Origin of the sequence: Gracilibacillus saliphilus, assembly GCF_010994085.1 — a bacterium.
GTDB classification, from domain to species: Bacteria; Bacillota; Bacilli; order Bacillales; family Amphibacillaceae; genus Gracilibacillus; species Gracilibacillus lacisalsi.
On sequence record NZ_WJEB01000012.1, the window covers coordinates 77,391 to 96,070 of the forward strand.

At 37.5% G+C, this 18,680-nt stretch carries 14 protein-coding genes; 11 read left to right on the forward strand and 3 right to left on the reverse strand.

The features are described 5' to 3' along the window. Positions 1–24 precede the first annotated feature (24 nt). The 3 genes from GHT08_RS11200 to GHT08_RS11210 all read right to left on the reverse strand — a co-directional run bounded on the left by GHT08_RS11200 (position 25) and on the right by GHT08_RS11210 (position 3,428). Positions 25–1,665, reverse strand: a complete 1,641-nt coding sequence (locus GHT08_RS11200) for a methyl-accepting chemotaxis protein (protein ID WP_163581495.1) — start codon at positions 1,663–1,665, stop codon at positions 25–27. Between the two features lie 18 nt (positions 1,666–1,683). Next, positions 1,684–2,661: a BMP family lipoprotein gene (locus GHT08_RS11205; protein WP_163581496.1), complete on the reverse strand. Its 978-nt coding sequence runs from the start codon at positions 2,659–2,661 to the stop codon at positions 1,684–1,686. A gap of 200 nt (positions 2,662–2,861) precedes the next feature. After that, positions 2,862–3,428 (reverse strand): Maf family protein, encoded by a 567-nt coding sequence (locus tag GHT08_RS11210; protein ID WP_163581497.1) that lies wholly within the window; start codon positions 3,426–3,428, stop codon positions 2,862–2,864. Positions 3,429–3,551: 123 nt separating this feature from the next. Between GHT08_RS11210 and GHT08_RS11215 the strand changes: the two genes are divergently transcribed. The 11 genes from GHT08_RS11215 to GHT08_RS11265 all read left to right on the forward strand — a co-directional run bounded on the left by GHT08_RS11215 (position 3,552) and on the right by GHT08_RS11265 (position 18,606). Further along, positions 3,552–4,478 carry a hypothetical protein gene (locus GHT08_RS11215; RefSeq protein ID WP_163581498.1) on the forward strand — a complete coding sequence of 309 codons (927 nt, stop codon included), beginning with the start codon at positions 3,552–3,554 and terminating at the stop codon, positions 4,476–4,478. Further along, positions 4,479–4,859 carry a MazG nucleotide pyrophosphohydrolase domain-containing protein gene (locus GHT08_RS11220; protein WP_163581499.1) on the forward strand — a complete coding sequence of 127 codons (381 nt, stop codon included), beginning with the start codon at positions 4,479–4,481 and terminating at the stop codon, positions 4,857–4,859. It begins immediately after the preceding gene. Positions 4,860–5,012: 153 nt separating this feature from the next. Beyond that, positions 5,013–7,397: a type 1 glutamine amidotransferase family protein gene (locus tag GHT08_RS11225; protein ID WP_163581500.1), complete on the forward strand. Its 2,385-nt coding sequence runs from the start codon at positions 5,013–5,015 to the stop codon at positions 7,395–7,397. Then, positions 7,394–8,326, forward strand: a complete 933-nt coding sequence (locus GHT08_RS11230; protein ID WP_163581501.1) for an ABC transporter ATP-binding protein — start codon at positions 7,394–7,396, stop codon at positions 8,324–8,326. Before GHT08_RS11225 ends, GHT08_RS11230 begins: the two co-directional genes overlap by 4 nt. Then, the gene (locus GHT08_RS11235) at positions 8,327–9,208 is read left to right on the forward strand and encodes an ABC transporter permease (RefSeq protein ID WP_153835000.1); all 882 of its coding nucleotides are present in this window, start codon (positions 8,327–8,329) and stop codon (positions 9,206–9,208) included. It abuts the gene before it with no gap. A 3-nt stretch (positions 9,209–9,211) separates the two neighbouring features. Continuing rightward, positions 9,212–10,813: a GumC domain-containing protein gene (locus tag GHT08_RS11240; protein WP_163581502.1), complete on the forward strand. Its 1,602-nt coding sequence runs from the start codon at positions 9,212–9,214 to the stop codon at positions 10,811–10,813. Between the two features lie 2 nt (positions 10,814–10,815). Beyond that, positions 10,816–11,814 (forward strand): AAA family ATPase, encoded by a 999-nt coding sequence (locus GHT08_RS11245; RefSeq protein ID WP_163581503.1) that lies wholly within the window; start codon positions 10,816–10,818, stop codon positions 11,812–11,814. 37 nt (positions 11,815–11,851) lie between these two features. Then, complete coding sequence (locus GHT08_RS11250; protein ID WP_238343554.1) at positions 11,852–12,733, forward strand: DUF58 domain-containing protein; 882 nt, start codon at positions 11,852–11,854, stop codon at positions 12,731–12,733. A gap of 4 nt (positions 12,734–12,737) precedes the next feature. Further along, entirely contained in the window at positions 12,738–14,567 is a 1,830-nt protein-coding gene (locus GHT08_RS11255) for a BatA domain-containing protein (protein WP_163581505.1), read from the forward strand. Next, positions 14,548–17,346: a VWA domain-containing protein gene (locus tag GHT08_RS11260; RefSeq protein ID WP_163581506.1), complete on the forward strand. Its 2,799-nt coding sequence runs from the start codon at positions 14,548–14,550 to the stop codon at positions 17,344–17,346. Before GHT08_RS11255 ends, GHT08_RS11260 begins: the two co-directional genes overlap by 20 nt. A gap of 297 nt (positions 17,347–17,643) precedes the next feature. Beyond that, the gene (locus tag GHT08_RS11265) at positions 17,644–18,606 is read left to right on the forward strand and encodes an arabinan endo-1,5-alpha-L-arabinosidase AbnA (RefSeq protein ID WP_163581507.1); all 963 of its coding nucleotides are present in this window, start codon (positions 17,644–17,646) and stop codon (positions 18,604–18,606) included. Positions 18,607–18,680: the final 74 nt, after the last annotated feature.

Below are 18,680 nucleotides of genomic sequence, written 5' to 3' on the forward strand. Positions count from 1 at the left end.
ATAACGTATAGCAATCTATTTTTCCTAGATTTTAAATCGACTTACTTTATCCTGCAATTCTTGTGCCATTTCTGCTAACACTTTAGTAGCGGCTGATACTTCTTGAATAGAGGCGGTTTGTTCCTCCGTCGCACTAGCAACTTCCTGAGAGTGATGAGCAGTTTTTTCAGTAATGGTTGAAACGCGATTCATTGATGTAACGAGTGTTTCGTTATTGTTTTTCATTTGATCAAGAGAAGTCGTCACTTCCTCCATTCGTTCCTGAACATCTGTGACAACCTTTGTAATACTTCCGAATGCATCACTTGCTTCAGATACAAGGGAGGAACCTTGTTTCACTGCTTCATTTCCTGCTTCCATTGATTGTACTGCTTTACCAGTTGTTTGTTGCATCACTGCAATTAAGTCATTAATTTGACGAGCGGATTGACCGGATTCTTCCGCTAATTTTCTCACCTCATCAGCTACAACCGCAAAACCTTTTCCGTGTTCGCCGGCACGCGCTGCTTCAATTGCTGCATTCAGTGCAAGTAAATTGGTTTGCTCAGCGATATCGGTTATCATATCGACGATTTTATTAATTTCTTGAGAATGATTATTTAGTCCTTCGATTACTTGGCCAGTGTCTTCGGTGTTTTGATTGATAATCGCCATTTGTTCGCTAACACGCTTCACTGTATCCATTCCTTGCTCAGATTGTTCTGAAGCATGATTGGAAGATTCTGTTGCACGTGAAATGCGAGTTGAGATAGCTTCCATATCTTTTGAGATCTGTTCGACATTTCGGTTAGATTGATCAACATTATTAAGTTGTTGTTCAGATCCATCTGATACCTCTTGAATGGAATTGGCAATTTGCTCAGTAGCTGTTGACGTTTCATCAGCATTAGCACTTAATTGTTCTGCAGAAGCAGCGACACTTTGCGCTGTTTCTAATACATTAGCAATTAACTCTTTTAAATCTTGATTCATCCGGGCGAAACTATTATGTAACTGACCAACTTCATCTTTCCGTGCTGTTTCTGCTATTGACCTAGTAAGATCACCATTGGAAATAGCATCAGCATGATCGGTAAGTGTATAAATTGGTTTTACGATCCGATTTGTCATGATAAAAGAAAAACTGCCTGTTCCTAGGAGCAACACTATACCTGAGACAATCGTAAACAAGATGACCGAATCAATCTTTGTTTCTAGTTGTTGTTGTGCTTTTTGGTAGTTTTCCTCTACGATTAATTGTAATAAATGAATATCGTTTTGAATGCCCCGAGTTCGAATCGACTGTTTTTTAGCCTCTGCTGCATCTTTTTCATCTAGAGCTACAGTGATATCATCGTTTAAGATTGCTAAATTTTCTTCAATCCTGTGTATTTGATCTTCAGCTCTTTTGGTATTTGCTAATTCTTCTAAAATATCCGAACTCTTCTGTAAGCTTAATTGCACAGACTCTGCATCTGCATCTGTTTTGTTTAGAGAAAAACTGCTTAAGCCTTGCTCAACGGAGATTATCGCACTATTTAGTTTCTCGACATCCACAAGTTGCTCGACATTGTCATTATTGGAAGAGTGAACCTGTGTCATCTGAAACGCGATAAACCCGATAATAATACAGGCGATAGTCAAAGGTAACAGAGAGTTTAATCTTAATTTTTGCTTTAAATTCATGTGTTTCACCCTTTCTCCTTATTCGTTTACCGTAATCTCATTAGAGTTGATATCGTCTGTCAGCTCATTCAGCTGATTCTCTTCTTCTGATGTGAGAGAAAGAACACGAATAGGAGCTAATCCAACCCCGTCATCACTTAAACCTAATTCTAAATGTTCACTTGTTAGTTCACCATTTTCCACCAGTTCGGTAGCTAATGTGTACATCGCCACATCGATATTTTTCATCATAGATGTTACCACGGTATCTTCACCTAAATAATATTGATCAGAATCGACGCCAAATGAATAAATACCTTTTTCTTGTGCTTGGTTAATTACGCCAACACCTGTGAAACCTGCAGATGGATAAATATAATCTGCTCCTTCTTCGATTAGTTCGGCAGCAATTTCTTCACCAAGTTGATCATCACCAAAGTCTCCGGCAAACTGGTCTAACACAGTTGCATCAGGATTTGTCGCAGCAACACCTTGTTTATAGCCGTTCAAAAATTTGCGGATGAGTGGAGTATCTTCACCACCAACAAATCCGACGATATCAGATTCAGTCTTCATACCGGCAATAGCACCGATCAGAAAACTTCCTTCATGTTCCTTAAAAGTTACGCTTGTTACATTTGGTAAATCTATCACACTATCAACAATAACGAACTGTTGATCAGGATATTCTTCTGCAGCTTTCTTTAAATCTTCTTCAATCATATATCCGAGACCGATAATTAAGTCATTGCCTTCCTCAATTAATTGGGTTAAACCAGTTTGATAGTCTCCGACATCTGCCAATTCACGATAATCAAAAAGTATACCTAATTCATCACGTGCATGTTCTAATCCGTAAAAAGCAGAGTCACTAAAGGACTGGTCACCAAGTCCGACGTCCGACAACATAACACCGATTTTAACTTTGTCATCTATTGGAGATGAGTCAGTTTGCTCAGAGCAGCCTGCCATCACGATAAAAAGTGACAAAAATAATACTAAAGTCCATTTTCTCATTTGTTAACCTCCGGGATGTTAGAATTATATAGCTTGTTTTAAAAGGTATTTATACCTAAAACAACACACTCTAAAATAACATACTTTTTACTCGTGATTCTATTGTTATCAGTAAAATGTAATAGAATATTTACATGTAAACGCTTATTTGCATAAAAAAAGGAAAGTGACATCACTTTCCTGAGAAGATTACCTATAGCTTATCGGGGAAAAATATCAAACTTACTTAACTCTCGTACAACACGAGAAATAGGTAGACCGACAACATTATAATAGTCACCAATAATGCCTTTTACAAACATCGCACCAACACTTTGGATTCCGTAGCCACCAGCTTTATCATATGGTTCATTTGTTTCATTATAGGATATGATTTCTTCTTCTGTTAATGGCCAAAATTCCACCGTAGTACTTTCAACAAATACAACTTCTTGATCTACAGAACGAAGCATCACACCAGTATATACTTCGTGTTTTTCACCGCTCATCGCTTCAATCATTTTATAGGCTGCTTGCTTATCTGCCGGTTTTTCGAAAATATTTTGTTGAAAGGAAACAACCGTATCCGAAGATAGTATTACTTCATCTTTGTCTTGAATCAGAACTTCTTCTCCTTTTAACATAGCAAGCTGTTTAACCTTTTCTGCTGGATCGGTTTCAGTAATTTGTGATTCATCGATATTAGGTTTCCTTATGGTAAAAGGGATATGTACTTGCTGTAATAATTCCTGTCTTCTAGGTGAGGAAGAAGCTAAAATTAGTTTCATGAATATACTCCTTTTTGGTTAATGATTTGTCTTTATCATAATTCCTTAATGAGTAAATCGCAACTTCACATCAATATGTTACAATATTTGTTAAAAGAGATTTTGTAGAGGGGAGGGAAAAGAGTGGAGAAGGAGCGATCCATCAAAGGTTTTCGGTTATTTATTCTAATAGCACTAATAGTAAGCTTGGTTATAAATGTTATGGTAATTTCTAAAATAACAAGTATGGAAGAAGATATTCGCTTTCTGGCAGATAATCAATCAATGATAAGTAATAATGTGAACAGTCAATCTGATGTTATTCGGCAAGAATTAGAGCATTTTATCGAGGAGCAGAGCTGGATCAGTCCAATCTCAATGGAAAGAAATGAGAAACAATTAGCAAATGGGAGTCCGGATGTAACTTTTTCCTGGCAGCTCAAAGAATTTCATCAAGATGCAAAAGTAATGTTTCATTATAAATATGGGGAGGCAAATGAGTTCACGGAGATACCAGCAAATGAAGAGGAAGCGGGCATGTTTCAAGTACAGATTCCAGTTGAAATGGATCTGAAACCTGAATGGAAGGTGAGTATAAGTGAATCAAATGTCAGTTCTCATTCATCTAGTCAGGTAGAGGTTAGCGGTCAAACAACCGAATCTGTAAAGAAAGAACCGGAAAATCAAATAAACTATTTTGTATCTGTTTTCCATGATGGAGTCATCAAACAGAGTGAACAACAATCGGAACATGTAGATTACTTAGGAGCGAATAAATATGGTTCGTTGCATACTGATATACATTTTAAAGAAGATGAAGTGAGGCTACAAGTATACTATCACAATACATCCAGCCAGGAAAATATCGTTGAGGAAGTAAATCTATTAAGATATCAAAATGATACACTTATGGAAGAAGAACAATTGACACTTCAAGACGAAGAAATGAGAGATAGACCATTTGATCTTGAACCATTTGAACAATATGACAATATGCGGTTAGTGCTTGAAGTTGAGTATACGGATGGTACAGTATTTGACAAACAAGTTTATCCAAATGAGGTGGAATAGATGAAAGAATTACAGAAATATATGAAAACATATCATGAGGAAATGAATTGGGAAATTAGTGGTAATCATTATGAAGAAGCGAAATCATCGTTATTACATAATTACATGCTTTTTTCTACAGAGGTAGCAGAAGTAGCGGAAGAATTAAGAAAGGCATTTAATCAAACAAATAAATGGATCAATCAAGGAAAAGGTGAAGCAGAAGCCTTCGAAATTGCGAAAGCAAATATACAAGAAGACATCGGCAAAGAATTGGCGGATTGTCTAGCGTATATGATGAAGTTTGCTAATTATTTTGAGATTGATATGGAGGATGCCTTTTATAAGAAGATGGAGGAAGTGAAACAACGGCAAAATAAAGATGTTGGTATTTCAAGGTGAATAAGGTGGTAATCAAGCTAACTCATTTACTCTGATTTTATAAAGTGAGTATATGTTGTTAGTTTTTTAAAAAAGCAAGAAATAATTCTGAATCAGAAATAAGAAACTTATATCTATTTTTTTTCGTCTATAAAGATAAGAAGGGGGAGGAAGATGAAGAGACTAATTAATATCATCGGATTATTTGTGCTCATTTTTATGTGTTTAACCTATAGCGATACATCTACAGCATATGCCGATGAACAGGACAGACTGGAAATAAAAGTTGAGGCAGGCATAGATGGAAAAGCGAAAGAGGGTAAAGGATATCCTGTCACGTTAACGATTACGAACAATAAGGAAGATTTTAACGGGGATTTGGTTATTACACTTCCGGTTGTTAACAAAGTACTACCTGTAGACATTGCGTCCGGGACAACTAAAACTATTTCGTTCTCTATACAGGAAATGCAAGAAATGATGCATTATCAACCAAATGCTAACCAGAATGAACAGCTATTCCACTTATATGAAGGGGATTGGAAAGACGGGAATGAAGTAACGCTTGATTCTAATTTGGATTTAAATCCTACATACATACAACCGGATAAGTTAGTGATTGGTGTACTCTCTGATCGCCCAGATAGCTTGAATTACTTAAAGTTAACTTCTTTTTTTGGTAGTGATCCAGAGGTTATAAATTTAGATGAAAGTATGATAACTGATGACTCGTTAGGATTGGATATATTTGATCTACTTGTTGTCAATGATTATTCAATTGCACAATTGCCCAACCAAAAGCAAGAATCGATTAAAGAATGGGTGCAAAATGATGGAACACTTATTACAGGCAGTAAGCCAGGGATAAAACAACAGTTTGGATCACTTGCAGATATATTGCCATTAACCATTACAGGTCAAGAAGAGGTTGAACAGATTCGAGGATTTGAGGCTATATCTCAAGAACCAATTGAAGCGGATCGTATAGAGCTATTTACGGGAGAAGTCGATGAGGAAGCTGCTGTCTTGTATCAAGAGGGAGATATCCCGTTAGTAATAGAAAAGAGGTTTGGAAAGGGAGCGGTTACACAAGTTGCTTTCGATTTAGGACTTTCTCAACTAGCCGATTGGCAAGGAAATGATCCATTATGGCAGTCTATTGGAAGCGATAATGGTAATGTCGATGCTTATATGAATAATATAGGTATACGTACTGTTGATCGTTTAAGGGATATCTCAAGAACTTTTCCAACCATAGCCAACCTTAAAGTTTCAACACTGGCTATCTTATTTACAGTATATTTGTTAGTGATTATTCCAGTCCTTTATTTTGTGTTAAAACGAATGGATAAGCGGGAATGGGCGTGGATTATTATTCCTGTATTTGCCATTGTGTCAAGCGTTGGCTTATATACTATTGGGGCAAAAGACCGTGGTGGTGCTATCAAAACGAATGTAATGTCTGTGATTTCCTTAGATGAACAGGGAATGGGTAGCGGTGAAGGAGTTATATCAATGCTATCGAAAGGATCCGGCTCTTACACGTTATCCATGGATTCTACCTTTAATCCAATACCATCTGAGGATTTATATGGTCCGCAGAAAACGTATGCTGATCTACCTTTTCTCGAAACAGAAGAAAATAAGGAAAACGTACACTTTCAGCAAATTGAGTTTTGGTCACCTCGAAGTGTAGCATTTAATCAGCCTGTAAAAGAATATGGTCAAATCTCATCTAGTTTTTCGTTTGCGAATGGTACTATTTCTGGTCAAGTTACCAGTAATTTTGAATTTGATTTGCATGATGTATATTTAATTAGCGGTCAGAACTATCAGGAAATAGGTGAATTAGCTGCTGGAGAGACTAAAGAAGTAAGTTTTAGTGCGGAAAATCAGGACTATTTCCAACAACCCACAGAACAAGTCGCATATAACTTATTTGGTCATCCTGGTCAAACAGGGCTACAAAATGAAGAGCAAATAAAGGCTGAACTTTTATCTGTGGCAATTCGTAACGAAATCGATCGTAATGTGAATACACCAATGTTAATCGGCTTTACAGATCAGTCACTTGTTCCAGTAACGATTAATGGAGATGAGACAAATCAAAATAATCATCACCTGATTATGCAGCCAACTACGATTGATTTAGCAGATGATGAAACGAGCGCTTTATCCATAGATTTGCAGATGCCAACCGTATCCATTGATCAGGGTCAAATTTATCATAATGGTATCGAACAGGGCGATCCGTTCATTGAAGTAAGTGCTGGCTCTTACTTATTAACGTATGAGCTTCCGACGGTATTACGTGAGCGTTCTTTTCAAATGGATGAATTAGCTATCCGTTTGCCAAACAATCGTAATGGTCTAACATTCTCCTTATATAACAAACAAAGTGATTCCTATGACAGTATCGATCAGAATTCCGTTTCTTATGATCAAAATGCTGCTACAGATTATCTAAATCAAAATCAAATTCTCATTCAAGTTAGTGCAGCGTCGGATAGTCCCATTGATGTGCCAACTGTAACGTTGGAAGGAGTGATAAACCCATGATTGAAATCCAAAATTTAACGAAACGATATGGTTCATTTACAGCACTTGATAACCTTAATCTGAGCATCGATAAAGGTACGGTTTTTGGGTTTGTTGGTCCGAACGGTGCTGGTAAGTCAACAACTTTTTCTATTTTAGCTACTCTGCTAAGACCGAGTGAAGGAACGGCATATATCAATGGCTATGATGTCACCAAAGACCCAAAACAAGTTCGTAAATCGATTGGGTATGTGCCGGACTTCTTTGGAGTGTATGACCAATTTAAAGTACATGAATATTTAGATTTTTATGGTACCAGCTATGGTATTCCAAGTGCAGAAAGAAAAGTGATTATTCCACAATTATTAGAATTAGTCAATCTAACAGAAAAAATCGATGCTTATGTTGACTTGTTATCAAGGGGGATGAAACAACGCTTGTGCTTAGCAAGGGCATTAATACATGATCCGGAAATATTAATACTGGATGAACCAGCTTCTGGTCTCGACCCGCGTGCTAGAGTTGAAATGAGAGGGATATTAAGAGAACTGAAAAATATGGATAAAACAATCATCATTTCATCACATATTCTCCCGGAATTATCAGAATTATGTGATGAATTAGGTGTTATTGAACATGGACAATTAATTGCCCATGGTAATGTGAGCCAAATTGAAAATCAATTACAAGCACAAAAAGTGTTGCTTGTTACAATGAAAGACAATGTAGAACAAGCAATATCCTTTTTTGAAAATGATGCAAATGTGCTTGAAGTTGATCATGATGCAGAAGATAATCAACTCTTACAATTATCTTATCAAGGAACAGAAGATGAGCAGGTGACATTATTGAAACAAGCGATCGAACATGGGTTACCGATTTTAACCCTTTCACAAAAGCAAACCAATTTAGAAGATATCTTTATGGAAATAACTAAGGGGGGTGAGTAAATGAGTCGATTACAATCCATGTTAATTAACCCGGTCTTAAACAAAGAAATAAAATTGAGGTTTCGTTCGTTTAAAAATTTTCTAGGTATCTTTTTATTTCTAGCTATTTGTGGAGCGGTGTGTTTAGCATTTATTTATATCGAAACTCAGTTCTCGCACGATGGTTTTACAGCATCAGATAGTAGAAATTTATTTATTCTGCTTTCGATGGGACAGCTTGGCTTAATTGTCTTTATTACTCCCGGTCTGACAGCAGGTGCTATTAGTGGAGAAAGGGAAAAGCAGACGCTCAATATAATGTTAACGACACAACAATCATCGACATCGATTATCTTAAGTAAACTGTTTTCCTCGATTTTATTTTTAATTCTCATGCTAGTGGCATCTTTACCATTGTACAGTATCGTTTTTCTTTATGGTGGTGTTTCACCCCAAACGGTATTTGTCATGTTTGGTTTTTTATTGTTAACTATGTTGACTATTGGAAGCATCGGTATTATGTTTTCGACGATAATGAAAAGAACCATAATCTCTACGATTACCACTTATGGAGTTATGTTATTTTTACTGGTAGGAACATTGATTATTTTTTTAATAGTGCTGCGCTTAATTTTAGGGTTTTCGCAAGGAACACCAGGCACTGGACAAAGTAATAATATCCTTCCATACTTTGTGCTCATGCTTAATCCGGCTGTTTCGATGTTTTCGTCGTTACAATCAAATATGTTTATGTATGAATTTCAACAATTAGGGATTAATTGGCCGTTGTGGGTCGGTTATACAATTGCTTATATCGTCATTTCATTGTTTTCTTTACTAATTGCGATTAACAAGCTACGACCTAATATGAAAGCCAAGTCAAAAAAGATGAAGAAGGGATAATGTATGAATCAGCACGATCATTTTTTTCGGTTGCTAAAAGAAGTGAAAAGAAAACTATGGATCCAAGCATTGATTCATAGTTTATATCTTGCACTAACAACTTGTGCAGGTATTACTTTGTTATGGATTTTGGCTAGTCGATTTTTTGTTATTCCTTTTTTAGAGAACAAAATCGTTATTACTATAGGTATTGTGATTGTCGCTTTATTCCTATATCTTGTATGGAAAAGGCCGACCAATTTGGATGCAGTTAGGAAGTTGGATCAATATGACTTGGATGATCGGGTAATGACTACTTATCACTTTATGGATGAAACATCGGCTATTGCAAATTTGCAGCGAAAAGACACACTAAACAAAATGCGACAAGTCATACCTACTATCAAAGCAGAGAAGATTGCTTGGTTCCAATGGAAGAAACTAGCTGTTACAGGCAGTCTGCTGTTACTCGTATACCTCGGATCGGCATTTCCTAATGATGTTATGGAAACTGCAGAGAATAGGGAAGAAGAAATTGAAATAGTAAAAGAAAACAAAGAAAAAGTCGAACAGTATACAGAAAAACATAAAGAAAAAGTTGGTGAAGAAGCAGAAAAAGAGCTAGATGAGCTACTTGAAGAAGTGGAACAGGCAAAACAAGCAGAGGAAATCAATAAGGAACTGTTAAAAGCAGAGGAACAACTGAACGAACTGAAAGAAAAAGCTGAAACGAGTCAAAATCAATTAAATGAGTTATCAGAACAATTGCGGCAAGAAGGGCTAAATAATCTTGCACAAGCTACCAGTAATCGTAATGTGGATCAAATCGAAAAGCAGATGGCTGAACTGCAGGATCAATTGGATGATTTTAGTGAGGAAGAATTACAAGCATTACAGGAAAAGTTACAGTCCATAGCGGACGTCATGGGAAAAGATAGTGAAGCATTGGCGGAAGGGACGTTATCCAAGGAACAACTAGATGAGTTAATCTCAAACTTGGAAGGTGACTTAAAGAAAATAGTAAATTCTGCTGAAAATCAAGCGATGCTTGCAGAAGCACAACAAGATCTTCAACAACTTGCAAAAAATATGAATGGACAAATGACAACTGCTGGTCTCACTCCTTCAAGTTCACTTTCATTTTCAAGCGGAAGTCCGTCATCGGGTAATAGCGCTGGAGGAAGTGGACAATCAACTGAGAATGACCAACAAGAAGGTTCTAGTTCACAATCTGGAAATGGAAGTGGATCTAATTCAGGAAGTGGCAGTGGTTCCGGATCTGGGAATGGCTCAGGCTCTGGAACAGGCTCTGGCTCTGGCACCGGTTCAGGATCTGGTAACGGTGCTGGTTTAGGCGATGGTAATCGTCAACTATCGGTACCTCAAAACTTAGATGGTGAACAAAATCAAGAAATAGATAATGGAGAACTTGGTTCTGGACCTAGTGAAAAACAAGTTGCGCCAAATGCACCAATACTGCCTGGTGAAGTTCGTTCATATGATGAAGTGTATCAGCACTATGAAAATACGTATCGTCAAGCGTTAGAACGAAATGATTATCCTGACCATTTACAAGAGATAATTAAGGAATACTTTTCTGACATTAAGCCAGCGGAGGAGAACTGAAGATGGAAGAAATAAATGAACAAGAATTGATTGAAGTAAAGGAAAAGATAGAATTAGTCAAAAAGGAGATTCGTCGCTTTATCGTAGGGCAAGATGATGTGATCCAACAGCTCTTATGGGGGATATTTGCTGAAGGGCATGTGTTATTAGAAGGACTACCTGGTCTTGGGAAAACAATGCTCGTTCGGAAAATATCAGAAGTAATGGACTTAAGATTTTCGCGGGTACAATTTACTCCTGATCTAATGCCATCAGATATTACGGGTACAAACATGATTCAACCTAATGAGAATGGTGGGCAGTCTTTTGTATTTCATCAGGGACCACTTTTTTCGAATATTGTATTAGCGGATGAAATTAACCGTGCTACACCTAAAACACAGAGTGCATTGCTTGAAGCGATGGGGGAGAAAACGGTGACCGTGATGGGAGAAATGCACCGATTACCAAAACCATTTTTTGTCCTTGCTACACAAAACCCGATTGAGTTGGAAGGAACTTATCCATTACCAGAAGCACAGATGGATCGCTTTGTGATGAAAATTAATGTCGCTTATCCAACTCGTGAAGAGCTAAAAGAAATTGCCAATCGGACAACTGGTTCAACCATTCCTCCATTAGAAAAAATAGTTGATGACTCCTATGTTGTCCATGTCCAACAACTAGCGAAACACATATTGGTAGCAGATAACGTATTAGATTATGCTGTCAATCTGACTATGGCAACACATCCTGATTATGAACTTGCAATAGAAAATGTCCGTAAATATGTGGATTACGGTTCAGGACCAAGAGGGATGCAAAGTTTAATTAGTATTGCAAAGGTTCGCGCTTTGTTTGATGGACGTTACAATGTTTCCATTGGTGATATCAAAAAAGTGGCACACTCGGTATTAAGACATCGCCTCTTTTTAAATTTTGAAGGGGAAGCTAGTCAAATCAATAAAGATGAGTTAATTACAGAATTACTTGAATCGATTGAAGGGGATGCACGTAAATAATGAAATGCTTCTCGTGGAAAAGAAAGGTTGTGATCCGATGAACGCGCTTCTATCACCAGTTTTAACGAAGCGTCTTGCTAACTTTAAACTTACCTCCAAGCAAATAGTTAGGGGAGGGCATAAGGGTGAGCGTCGATCACAACGGCTTGGCTCATCATTAGAGTTTTCCGACTATCGATTGTACAGTCCTGGCGATGACTTAAGACAAATTGATTGGAACACATTTGCAAGAACAAACAAATTTTATATTAAACGGTTTTTGGATGAACAAGAGCTTTCCGTTTCGGTTTATTTAGATTGTACGAAATCAATGGGAATCGTTAAGGGGAAATGGTTAAGAGCCAAGCAACTTGCAGCAGCATGTTCTTTTTTGACATTGGCAAATGCGGATCGTCTACGTTTTACACCGATTGCTTCTCCTTCTAACACGTATCCAGATACGAAAGGGAAAGCCATGATCAACCATGTCATTGATTTTATCGATCAGGTATCTATTGCATCTGATGTAGAACGGTTTGGTCAACAACTACTGCACAAATCTCGGGCTGGGAAAAAAGGATCTTTAACTATTTTGATTAGTGATTTTTTAGATGATCCAGATAATTTGTTCTCGGCATTGAAACAAATGCAGGCACGTCATCAACAAGTATTACTTTTACAAGTTGTTTTACCAGAAGAAATGAATCCGGACTATGTAGGCGATTTGCAACTGATTGATATTGAGACGACGAAATATCGAGAAGTATCCATGTCCCAAAAGGTGATTGATCAATACAAGCAACTATTTGAAAATCATACTAACCAAATTAAGTCATTCTGCCAAAAACGAGGGATGGAATTGATTGTTTGCCCTACCTCCCAAAGCGTAGAAGAAACAGTTTTTTCGACATTGATGCATAAAGGATGGCTCAGGAGGTGATGAGATGGGTTTTTTAGCACCAATTTCTTTCTGGTTTTTTAGTGCTATTCCGATTTTACTTTTATTTTATTTTTTTAAGAAGCAATTTGATCAACAAACTATCTCATCTATATATCTTTGGGAGCGAACCTTTCAGGAGTGGGAATCAGATCATTGGTGGCACAAGTTGCAGAAAAACATCCTCTTGTTGTTGCAACTTCTGATTCTATTATTTCTTATTTTTGCGCTCACTCGTCCTTATCTGGAAAGTGAAAGGGTAAGTGGTGATCATTTGGTGATTGTCTTTGATACATCTGCGACAATGATGACAGAACAAAATGGAACAACAAGGTTAGCGGAAGCAAAAGAGCAAGCAGAGGAATTAATCGATCAGTTAGGGGCAGGTCATCAGGTAAGTGTGATACATGCTCAGAAAGATCCAATCATACTTACTGCTAACCAGACAGATCATCATGCTGTTCGTGATTCTATCAAAGAGTTAGAGGTATCCTTTCAGACTGAAAATCTTCAAGATAGTTTGCAACTAGCACAATCTCTGATTCAACAGGGAACAGGTGAGATACATATTTATACGGATAGCTTGGACAAAGAAAGTATAGCTGATCAACATCTGACGCAACCTGTTACCGTCCACAACAGTGATGAAATCTCTAAAAATATCTCTCTGCAAACGTTTGGGGTAAAGCAAGGAGATGATCACGTCTCTGCGATTATAAACGTTGCAAATCAATCATCACAATCTTCAGAGGTTACGCTAACAATAAGTCATGAAGACAATGTGTTAAAACAAGTAACCGAGGATATCTCAGCAAATGCACAACAAACGATTCGAGTCGATCAGTTACCTGAACATGATTATTACCAAGTTGAAATAGAAGAAGATGCTTATCCGCTTGATAATCTTATCTATGCTTTATTGCCTAAACAAGCGTCCCCGTCTATTTATGTAGCTGGTGAAGCAAATCCGTTTATCGAACAAGCACTACTATCAGCGGGATACAATGTTACGACGATAACAAAGTCTGAAAATGGAGAATACGCATTTCCAGAACATCAACCAGAGAACATTTATCTTTTAGCTGGTGTTGAAGCAGATCAATGGCCTGTCGGACCTAAGCTTATTATTTCTCCTGTAACTGGAGGACCTTTTGAAGTAAAAGCTAAACAGGAATTAGATTTTGGCTTAAAGCAAGCGAGTGATACACCGCTGTTGTCTTTTGCAGCTGTGCGAAACGTATATTTAGGACAGGCTTTTCCTGTTAATAATTGGAACGATTTACAACCACTTGTACAAAGTGGGGACCAGACTATCATCGCGCAAGGATTCTATGAGAACGATCCGATGATTTTTTTTGCATTTGATTTTCAAGATTCGGACTGGCCATTGCAACCAGAATTTCCAATTTTGATAGCAAATAGTATCACAGAGTTAGTAGGAAGTGGATCGACTTTAGGATATTACACACCACAAGAGACGACGGAGATCAATCTTTCCACAACGACAAATGAAGCGACAATTGAACAGTTGGACGGTGAAGTAGTGCAACAAATAGAGCTTGGTGAACGGGAAGTAACAATGCCTAGTAAACCAGGAATCTATCAGCTTCATGAAAAAACGAATATTGGATCTACTCAACGTCACTTTGTCGTGCAGTTGGATCAGGAAGAAAGAATAAGTAAAACAGCTGAATCCTTTTCTATTAGTGGTGAAGGGGACGAGAAAATGACAACAGAGTTATCCAAACAAGAAATATGGAGGATATTTGCTGTACTAGCTTTATTGATATTGTTTATCGAATGGGAGGTGTATCGACGTGGCATTACAGGTCGATAATCCCTTGTGGCTTTTTGGGTTAATACCAATGATTGCCGTTCTTTATTTATATGGCCGCTCAAATGCATTACTTTCTGGTGGGAGAAAAATCGCCTTGCTCGTTTTGCGCACTTTAGTTTTTACCCTAATTATTTTAGCGTTAGCAGGCGTGCAAATACTATCGCCGATTCAACAAATAGCAACTGTATTTGTTGTGGACTCCTCACATAGTATGGTTGAAAAAGAGGAAACGGTGTTAGAACAGGTCAATGCTGCGATTCAGGCTAAAGCACCAGAGGATCAAACAGGCATTGTGTCTACTGGTAAAGAAGCGGTTGTGGAAACACCTCTATCTAGTCAAGTAAATCGTATGGAGTCATTTCAAACAGCTGTCAATCGTTCTTATACGAACTTGGCCTCTGGTCTACAGCTTGCAGGAAGTATGTTTTCTCAAGATGTTAAAGGTCGAGTGGTGTTAATGACAGATGGAAATGAAAATATCAATGATGCTGTCAGACAAGCAAGCTATTTGCATAGACAGGATTATATTGTCGATGTTCTCCCTTTTTCACCTACTTACAAGGAGGATGTGGCGATTTCTTCATTTGATGTTCCAGAAAATATTTATTTAGGTGAACAGGCTACTCTTTCGATGACAATCGACAGCAGTATCAATACGACAACTCAAGTAAGAATCATGATGGATGGAGAAACCATTATTGAGCAAAGCGTTGAATTGAACGAAGGAAGTAATCAACTGTCATTTAATCATCTCATTTCAACGGATGGATTTCATACATTTCGTGCGGAAATTGTCAGTGAAGAGGATCAAGTGATCGAAAATAATCAGTTGTCCGCCTTTGCTGAAACAAAAGGTGTGCCAAACGTTTTGATTGTAGAAGGGAAAAGTGGCATAGCGGCTAACGTGGAAAATGCACTAGATGCTTCAGCTATTCAAATTGAAACCATTCCACCAGAGTTATTGCCTGGACAATTAAGTAATTATTTAAAATACGACTCTATAATATTCAGTAATGTATCTGCTCATACGATTACTGGTCAGCAAATGGAGCTAATTGAACGCGCGGTAAAAGATTTTGGAGTTGGTTTCATGATGACAGGTGGTGATCAATCCTTTGGTGTTGGTGGCTATTTTAAAACACCAATTGAACGAGTATTACCAGTTGATATGGAGTTGAAAGGGGAAAAGGAACTTCCTTCATTAGGGCTATCCATTGTACTTGATAAGTCAGGCAGTATGTCGGGAAATAAAATGGCGTTAGCACGTGAAGCTGCAGCACGATCGGTAGAGTTGTTGAGAGAGAAAGATACACTCGGTGTCACTGCTTTTGATGGGACACCATGGGAAGTAGTAGAACTGGGACCAATTAATGATAAGGAAGAAGTACTAAATAAAATTCGGTCGATAACAGCAAGTGGTGGAACAGATATATTTACACCGCTATCACAATCTTATGATCAAATGAAGCCATTAGATTTAAAGCGAAAACATGTGATTCTATTAACGGATGGACAATCTGCTACTACGATCAATTATCGAAAAATGATCGAAGAAGCTTTTGAATCAGAAATTACATTATCTACGGTAGCGATCGGAATGGAAGCAGATGGACCGTTGTTACAAGAAATGGCAGAGTTAGGTGGCGGTCGTTTTTATGAAGTGCAAAATAACTCTAGTATTCCAACGATTTTATCGAGAGAAACATCCTTAGTAACCCAAACATATATTGAGGACGATCCTTTTTATCCATCTTTAGTCAATGGGTATGAATGGGGATCTTATTTTGAAAAGACCGTCCCACAAATGAATGCCTATATTGCCACAACTCCAAAAGGACGTGCTCAACAAATTTTAGTAAGTGAGAAAGATGATCCAGTCCTCGCTAGATGGCAGTATGGATTAGGTAAAACGATTGCTTGGACTTCAGACTTGTCTGGTGAATGGGCAGGTAGTTGGCCAAGTTGGGAAAATTGGTCTGCCCTTTGGAATGATATGGTCACTTGGACTTTTCCGCAATATCAAAAAGAGTCCTATCAAGTATCGAAAGAGATCGAAGGAAATCAAGTAACGTTAAACGTAACAGCCGCTGATAACCAAGCTGCCAATCTAAATGCCAGCCTAGTTAGTGAAACAGGGGAAGAAGTGGAATTCAACTTACAACCGAAAGCTCCTGGGGAGTATCAGGGCAGTTTTGAAGCAAATGAATCTGGTGTTTATTTTCTGCAAATTACTGAAGAAGAAAATGAGGAAGTTGTCAGTTCATTTAAAACGGGAGTAGTTGTTCCGTATTCAGAGGAATATACTTTTACTCCTACTAACGAACATGTAATCGAAGAAATTGCATCTGCCGGCGGTGGTAAAGTAGTCGAAAATTTAGATGATGTTTTTTCTTCAGAAGGTTTACCGCCTCGTTATGATAAACAAGATATATTTTATTATTTGTTGGCAATAGCATTATTGTTATTTATGTTAGATGTAGCAGTTAGACGATTTCGATTCAATTTTGCTTTTGTAACAAAAATGAGTTCACGTTTTCAAGACGGGCGAAATAAGGTAAATGAAGTCACGCAAAAAAGATCGAGACAACTAAGTCAGTTAAAACAAGCATCATCGAAAAAAACGACTTCGCCACCTAAACAGGAGCGAGCTAAGATAAATGATGTACCATTAGTAAAACCCAAACAAACAAGGCCAAGTGATACATCTAATAAAGAAGGTGAAAGCAGAGAGGAAAAAATGGCTCGATTATTAAATGCTAAAAAACGAGGGTCGAAATAGGTTAGCAACAATTTGAGGTCATTGATTTCGTTATTTCATCCGAAAGCAGGTCATTTGAGGGTTTAGTGTTAAGAGGATATCTGTTGGTTTCCATATTGTTATACCATGCTTTAAATACAGCTTTAGTTATAATTATTAACGTATCAGATATCCTATTGATACTAGTTCTGAAGAAGTATTTTTGACTCCAATAATTAACATATAGTGCAAATAGTGTTATAATCCTCATTAAATAAGTATGCGGTTAACATTGTCAAACAATGAAAGCGCATACTTAACAATAAGGTTAAGGAGTGGATGAGTTTGAAAAGTTATTGGAAAGTATTGTTGTTTGTTTTAGTATTTTTCGGTGTTTCCAGTGTATCGGTATCGGCAGCATTTTGGGAAATGGATGAACATCCGATGATTCATGATCCGTCTCTCATCAAAGAGGGAGATACTTGGTGGACGTTTGGGACAGGAGAGGAAGATGGTAATGGAATAAGGGTTTTATACTCGCACGATGGTTTGAATTGGAATGAGGCACCTGTAGTGTTTCCTGAACCTTTAAGCTGGTGGAGTGATTATGTTCCAAATCATGCAAGCGCACAGTGGGCTCCAGATATTCAATATTTTAATGGGAGATACTGGTTATACTATTCTGTCTCTTCCTTTGGTTCTAATCAATCGTTAATCGGTCTGCTTTCAACAGATAGTATAGCTTCAGGTAACTGGAGAGATGATGGCTTAGTTGTTCGTTCAACAACGTCTGATAATTTTAATGCAATTGACGGTGATTTGGTAATTGATGAATACGGCAACCCATGGTTATCCTTTGGTTCCTATTGGAGTGGTATTAAACTTACGAGATTAGATGCTAATACGATGAAACCGACAGGACAACTATATTCGATTGCAGCAAGACCTGATCATCCAGAAGGTGCAATAGAGGCACCAAGTATTACTTATCGAGACGGCTATTATTACTTATTTGTCTCATTTGATAAATGTTGTAGTGGATTGGATAGTACGTATAAAGTTGCGGTTGGTCGTTCTTCCAACATAACAGGTCCATATGTAGATAAATTAGGTCGAGATATGTTATATGGTGGAGGTACTATTTTTGATAGTGGAAACGACAAATGGATTGGACCCGGACATCAAGATGTATACAATAATAATATTTTTGTACGACATGCATATGATGCGGACAGTAACGGTTTGCCACGATTGTTAATAAACGATTTGTATTGGGATAGTCAAGGTTGGCCGACATATTAAATAACAAGTATGGTCTTTTCCTTTATGGCTGTTTTAAAAATGTATATTAGGGAAAAATATTTGTAGTAAATCAG

Bases quoted from the DNA above. Each gene is read 5' to 3' on its own strand.
- GHT08_RS11220 (WP_163581499.1), top strand. From the start codon at position 4,479: ATGAAAGAATTACAGAAATATATGAAAACATATCATGAGGAAATGAAT.
- GHT08_RS11210 (WP_163581497.1), bottom strand. From the start codon at position 3,428: ATGAAACTAATTTTAGCTTCTTCCTCACCTAGAAGACAGGAATTATTA.
- GHT08_RS11205 (WP_163581496.1), bottom strand. From the start codon at position 2,661: ATGAGAAAATGGACTTTAGTATTATTTTTGTCACTTTTTATCGTGATG.
- GHT08_RS11200 (WP_163581495.1), bottom strand. From the start codon at position 1,665: ATGAATTTAAAGCAAAAATTAAGATTAAACTCTCTGTTACCTTTGACT.
- GHT08_RS11255 (WP_163581505.1), top strand. From the start codon at position 12,738: ATGGGTTTTTTAGCACCAATTTCTTTCTGGTTTTTTAGTGCTATTCCG.
- GHT08_RS11225 (WP_163581500.1), top strand. From the start codon at position 5,013: ATGAAGAGACTAATTAATATCATCGGATTATTTGTGCTCATTTTTATG.
- GHT08_RS11265 (WP_163581507.1), top strand. From the start codon at position 17,644: ATGAGTTTGAAAAGTTATTGGAAAGTATTGTTGTTTGTTTTAGTATTT.
- GHT08_RS11235 (WP_153835000.1), top strand. From the start codon at position 8,327: ATGAGTCGATTACAATCCATGTTAATTAACCCGGTCTTAAACAAAGAA.
- GHT08_RS11245 (WP_163581503.1), top strand. From the start codon at position 10,816: ATGGAAGAAATAAATGAACAAGAATTGATTGAAGTAAAGGAAAAGATA.
- GHT08_RS11240 (WP_163581502.1), top strand. From the start codon at position 9,212: ATGAATCAGCACGATCATTTTTTTCGGTTGCTAAAAGAAGTGAAAAGA.
- GHT08_RS11230 (WP_163581501.1), top strand. From the start codon at position 7,394: ATGATTGAAATCCAAAATTTAACGAAACGATATGGTTCATTTACAGCA.
- GHT08_RS11250 (WP_238343554.1), top strand. From the start codon at position 11,852: ATGAACGCGCTTCTATCACCAGTTTTAACGAAGCGTCTTGCTAACTTT.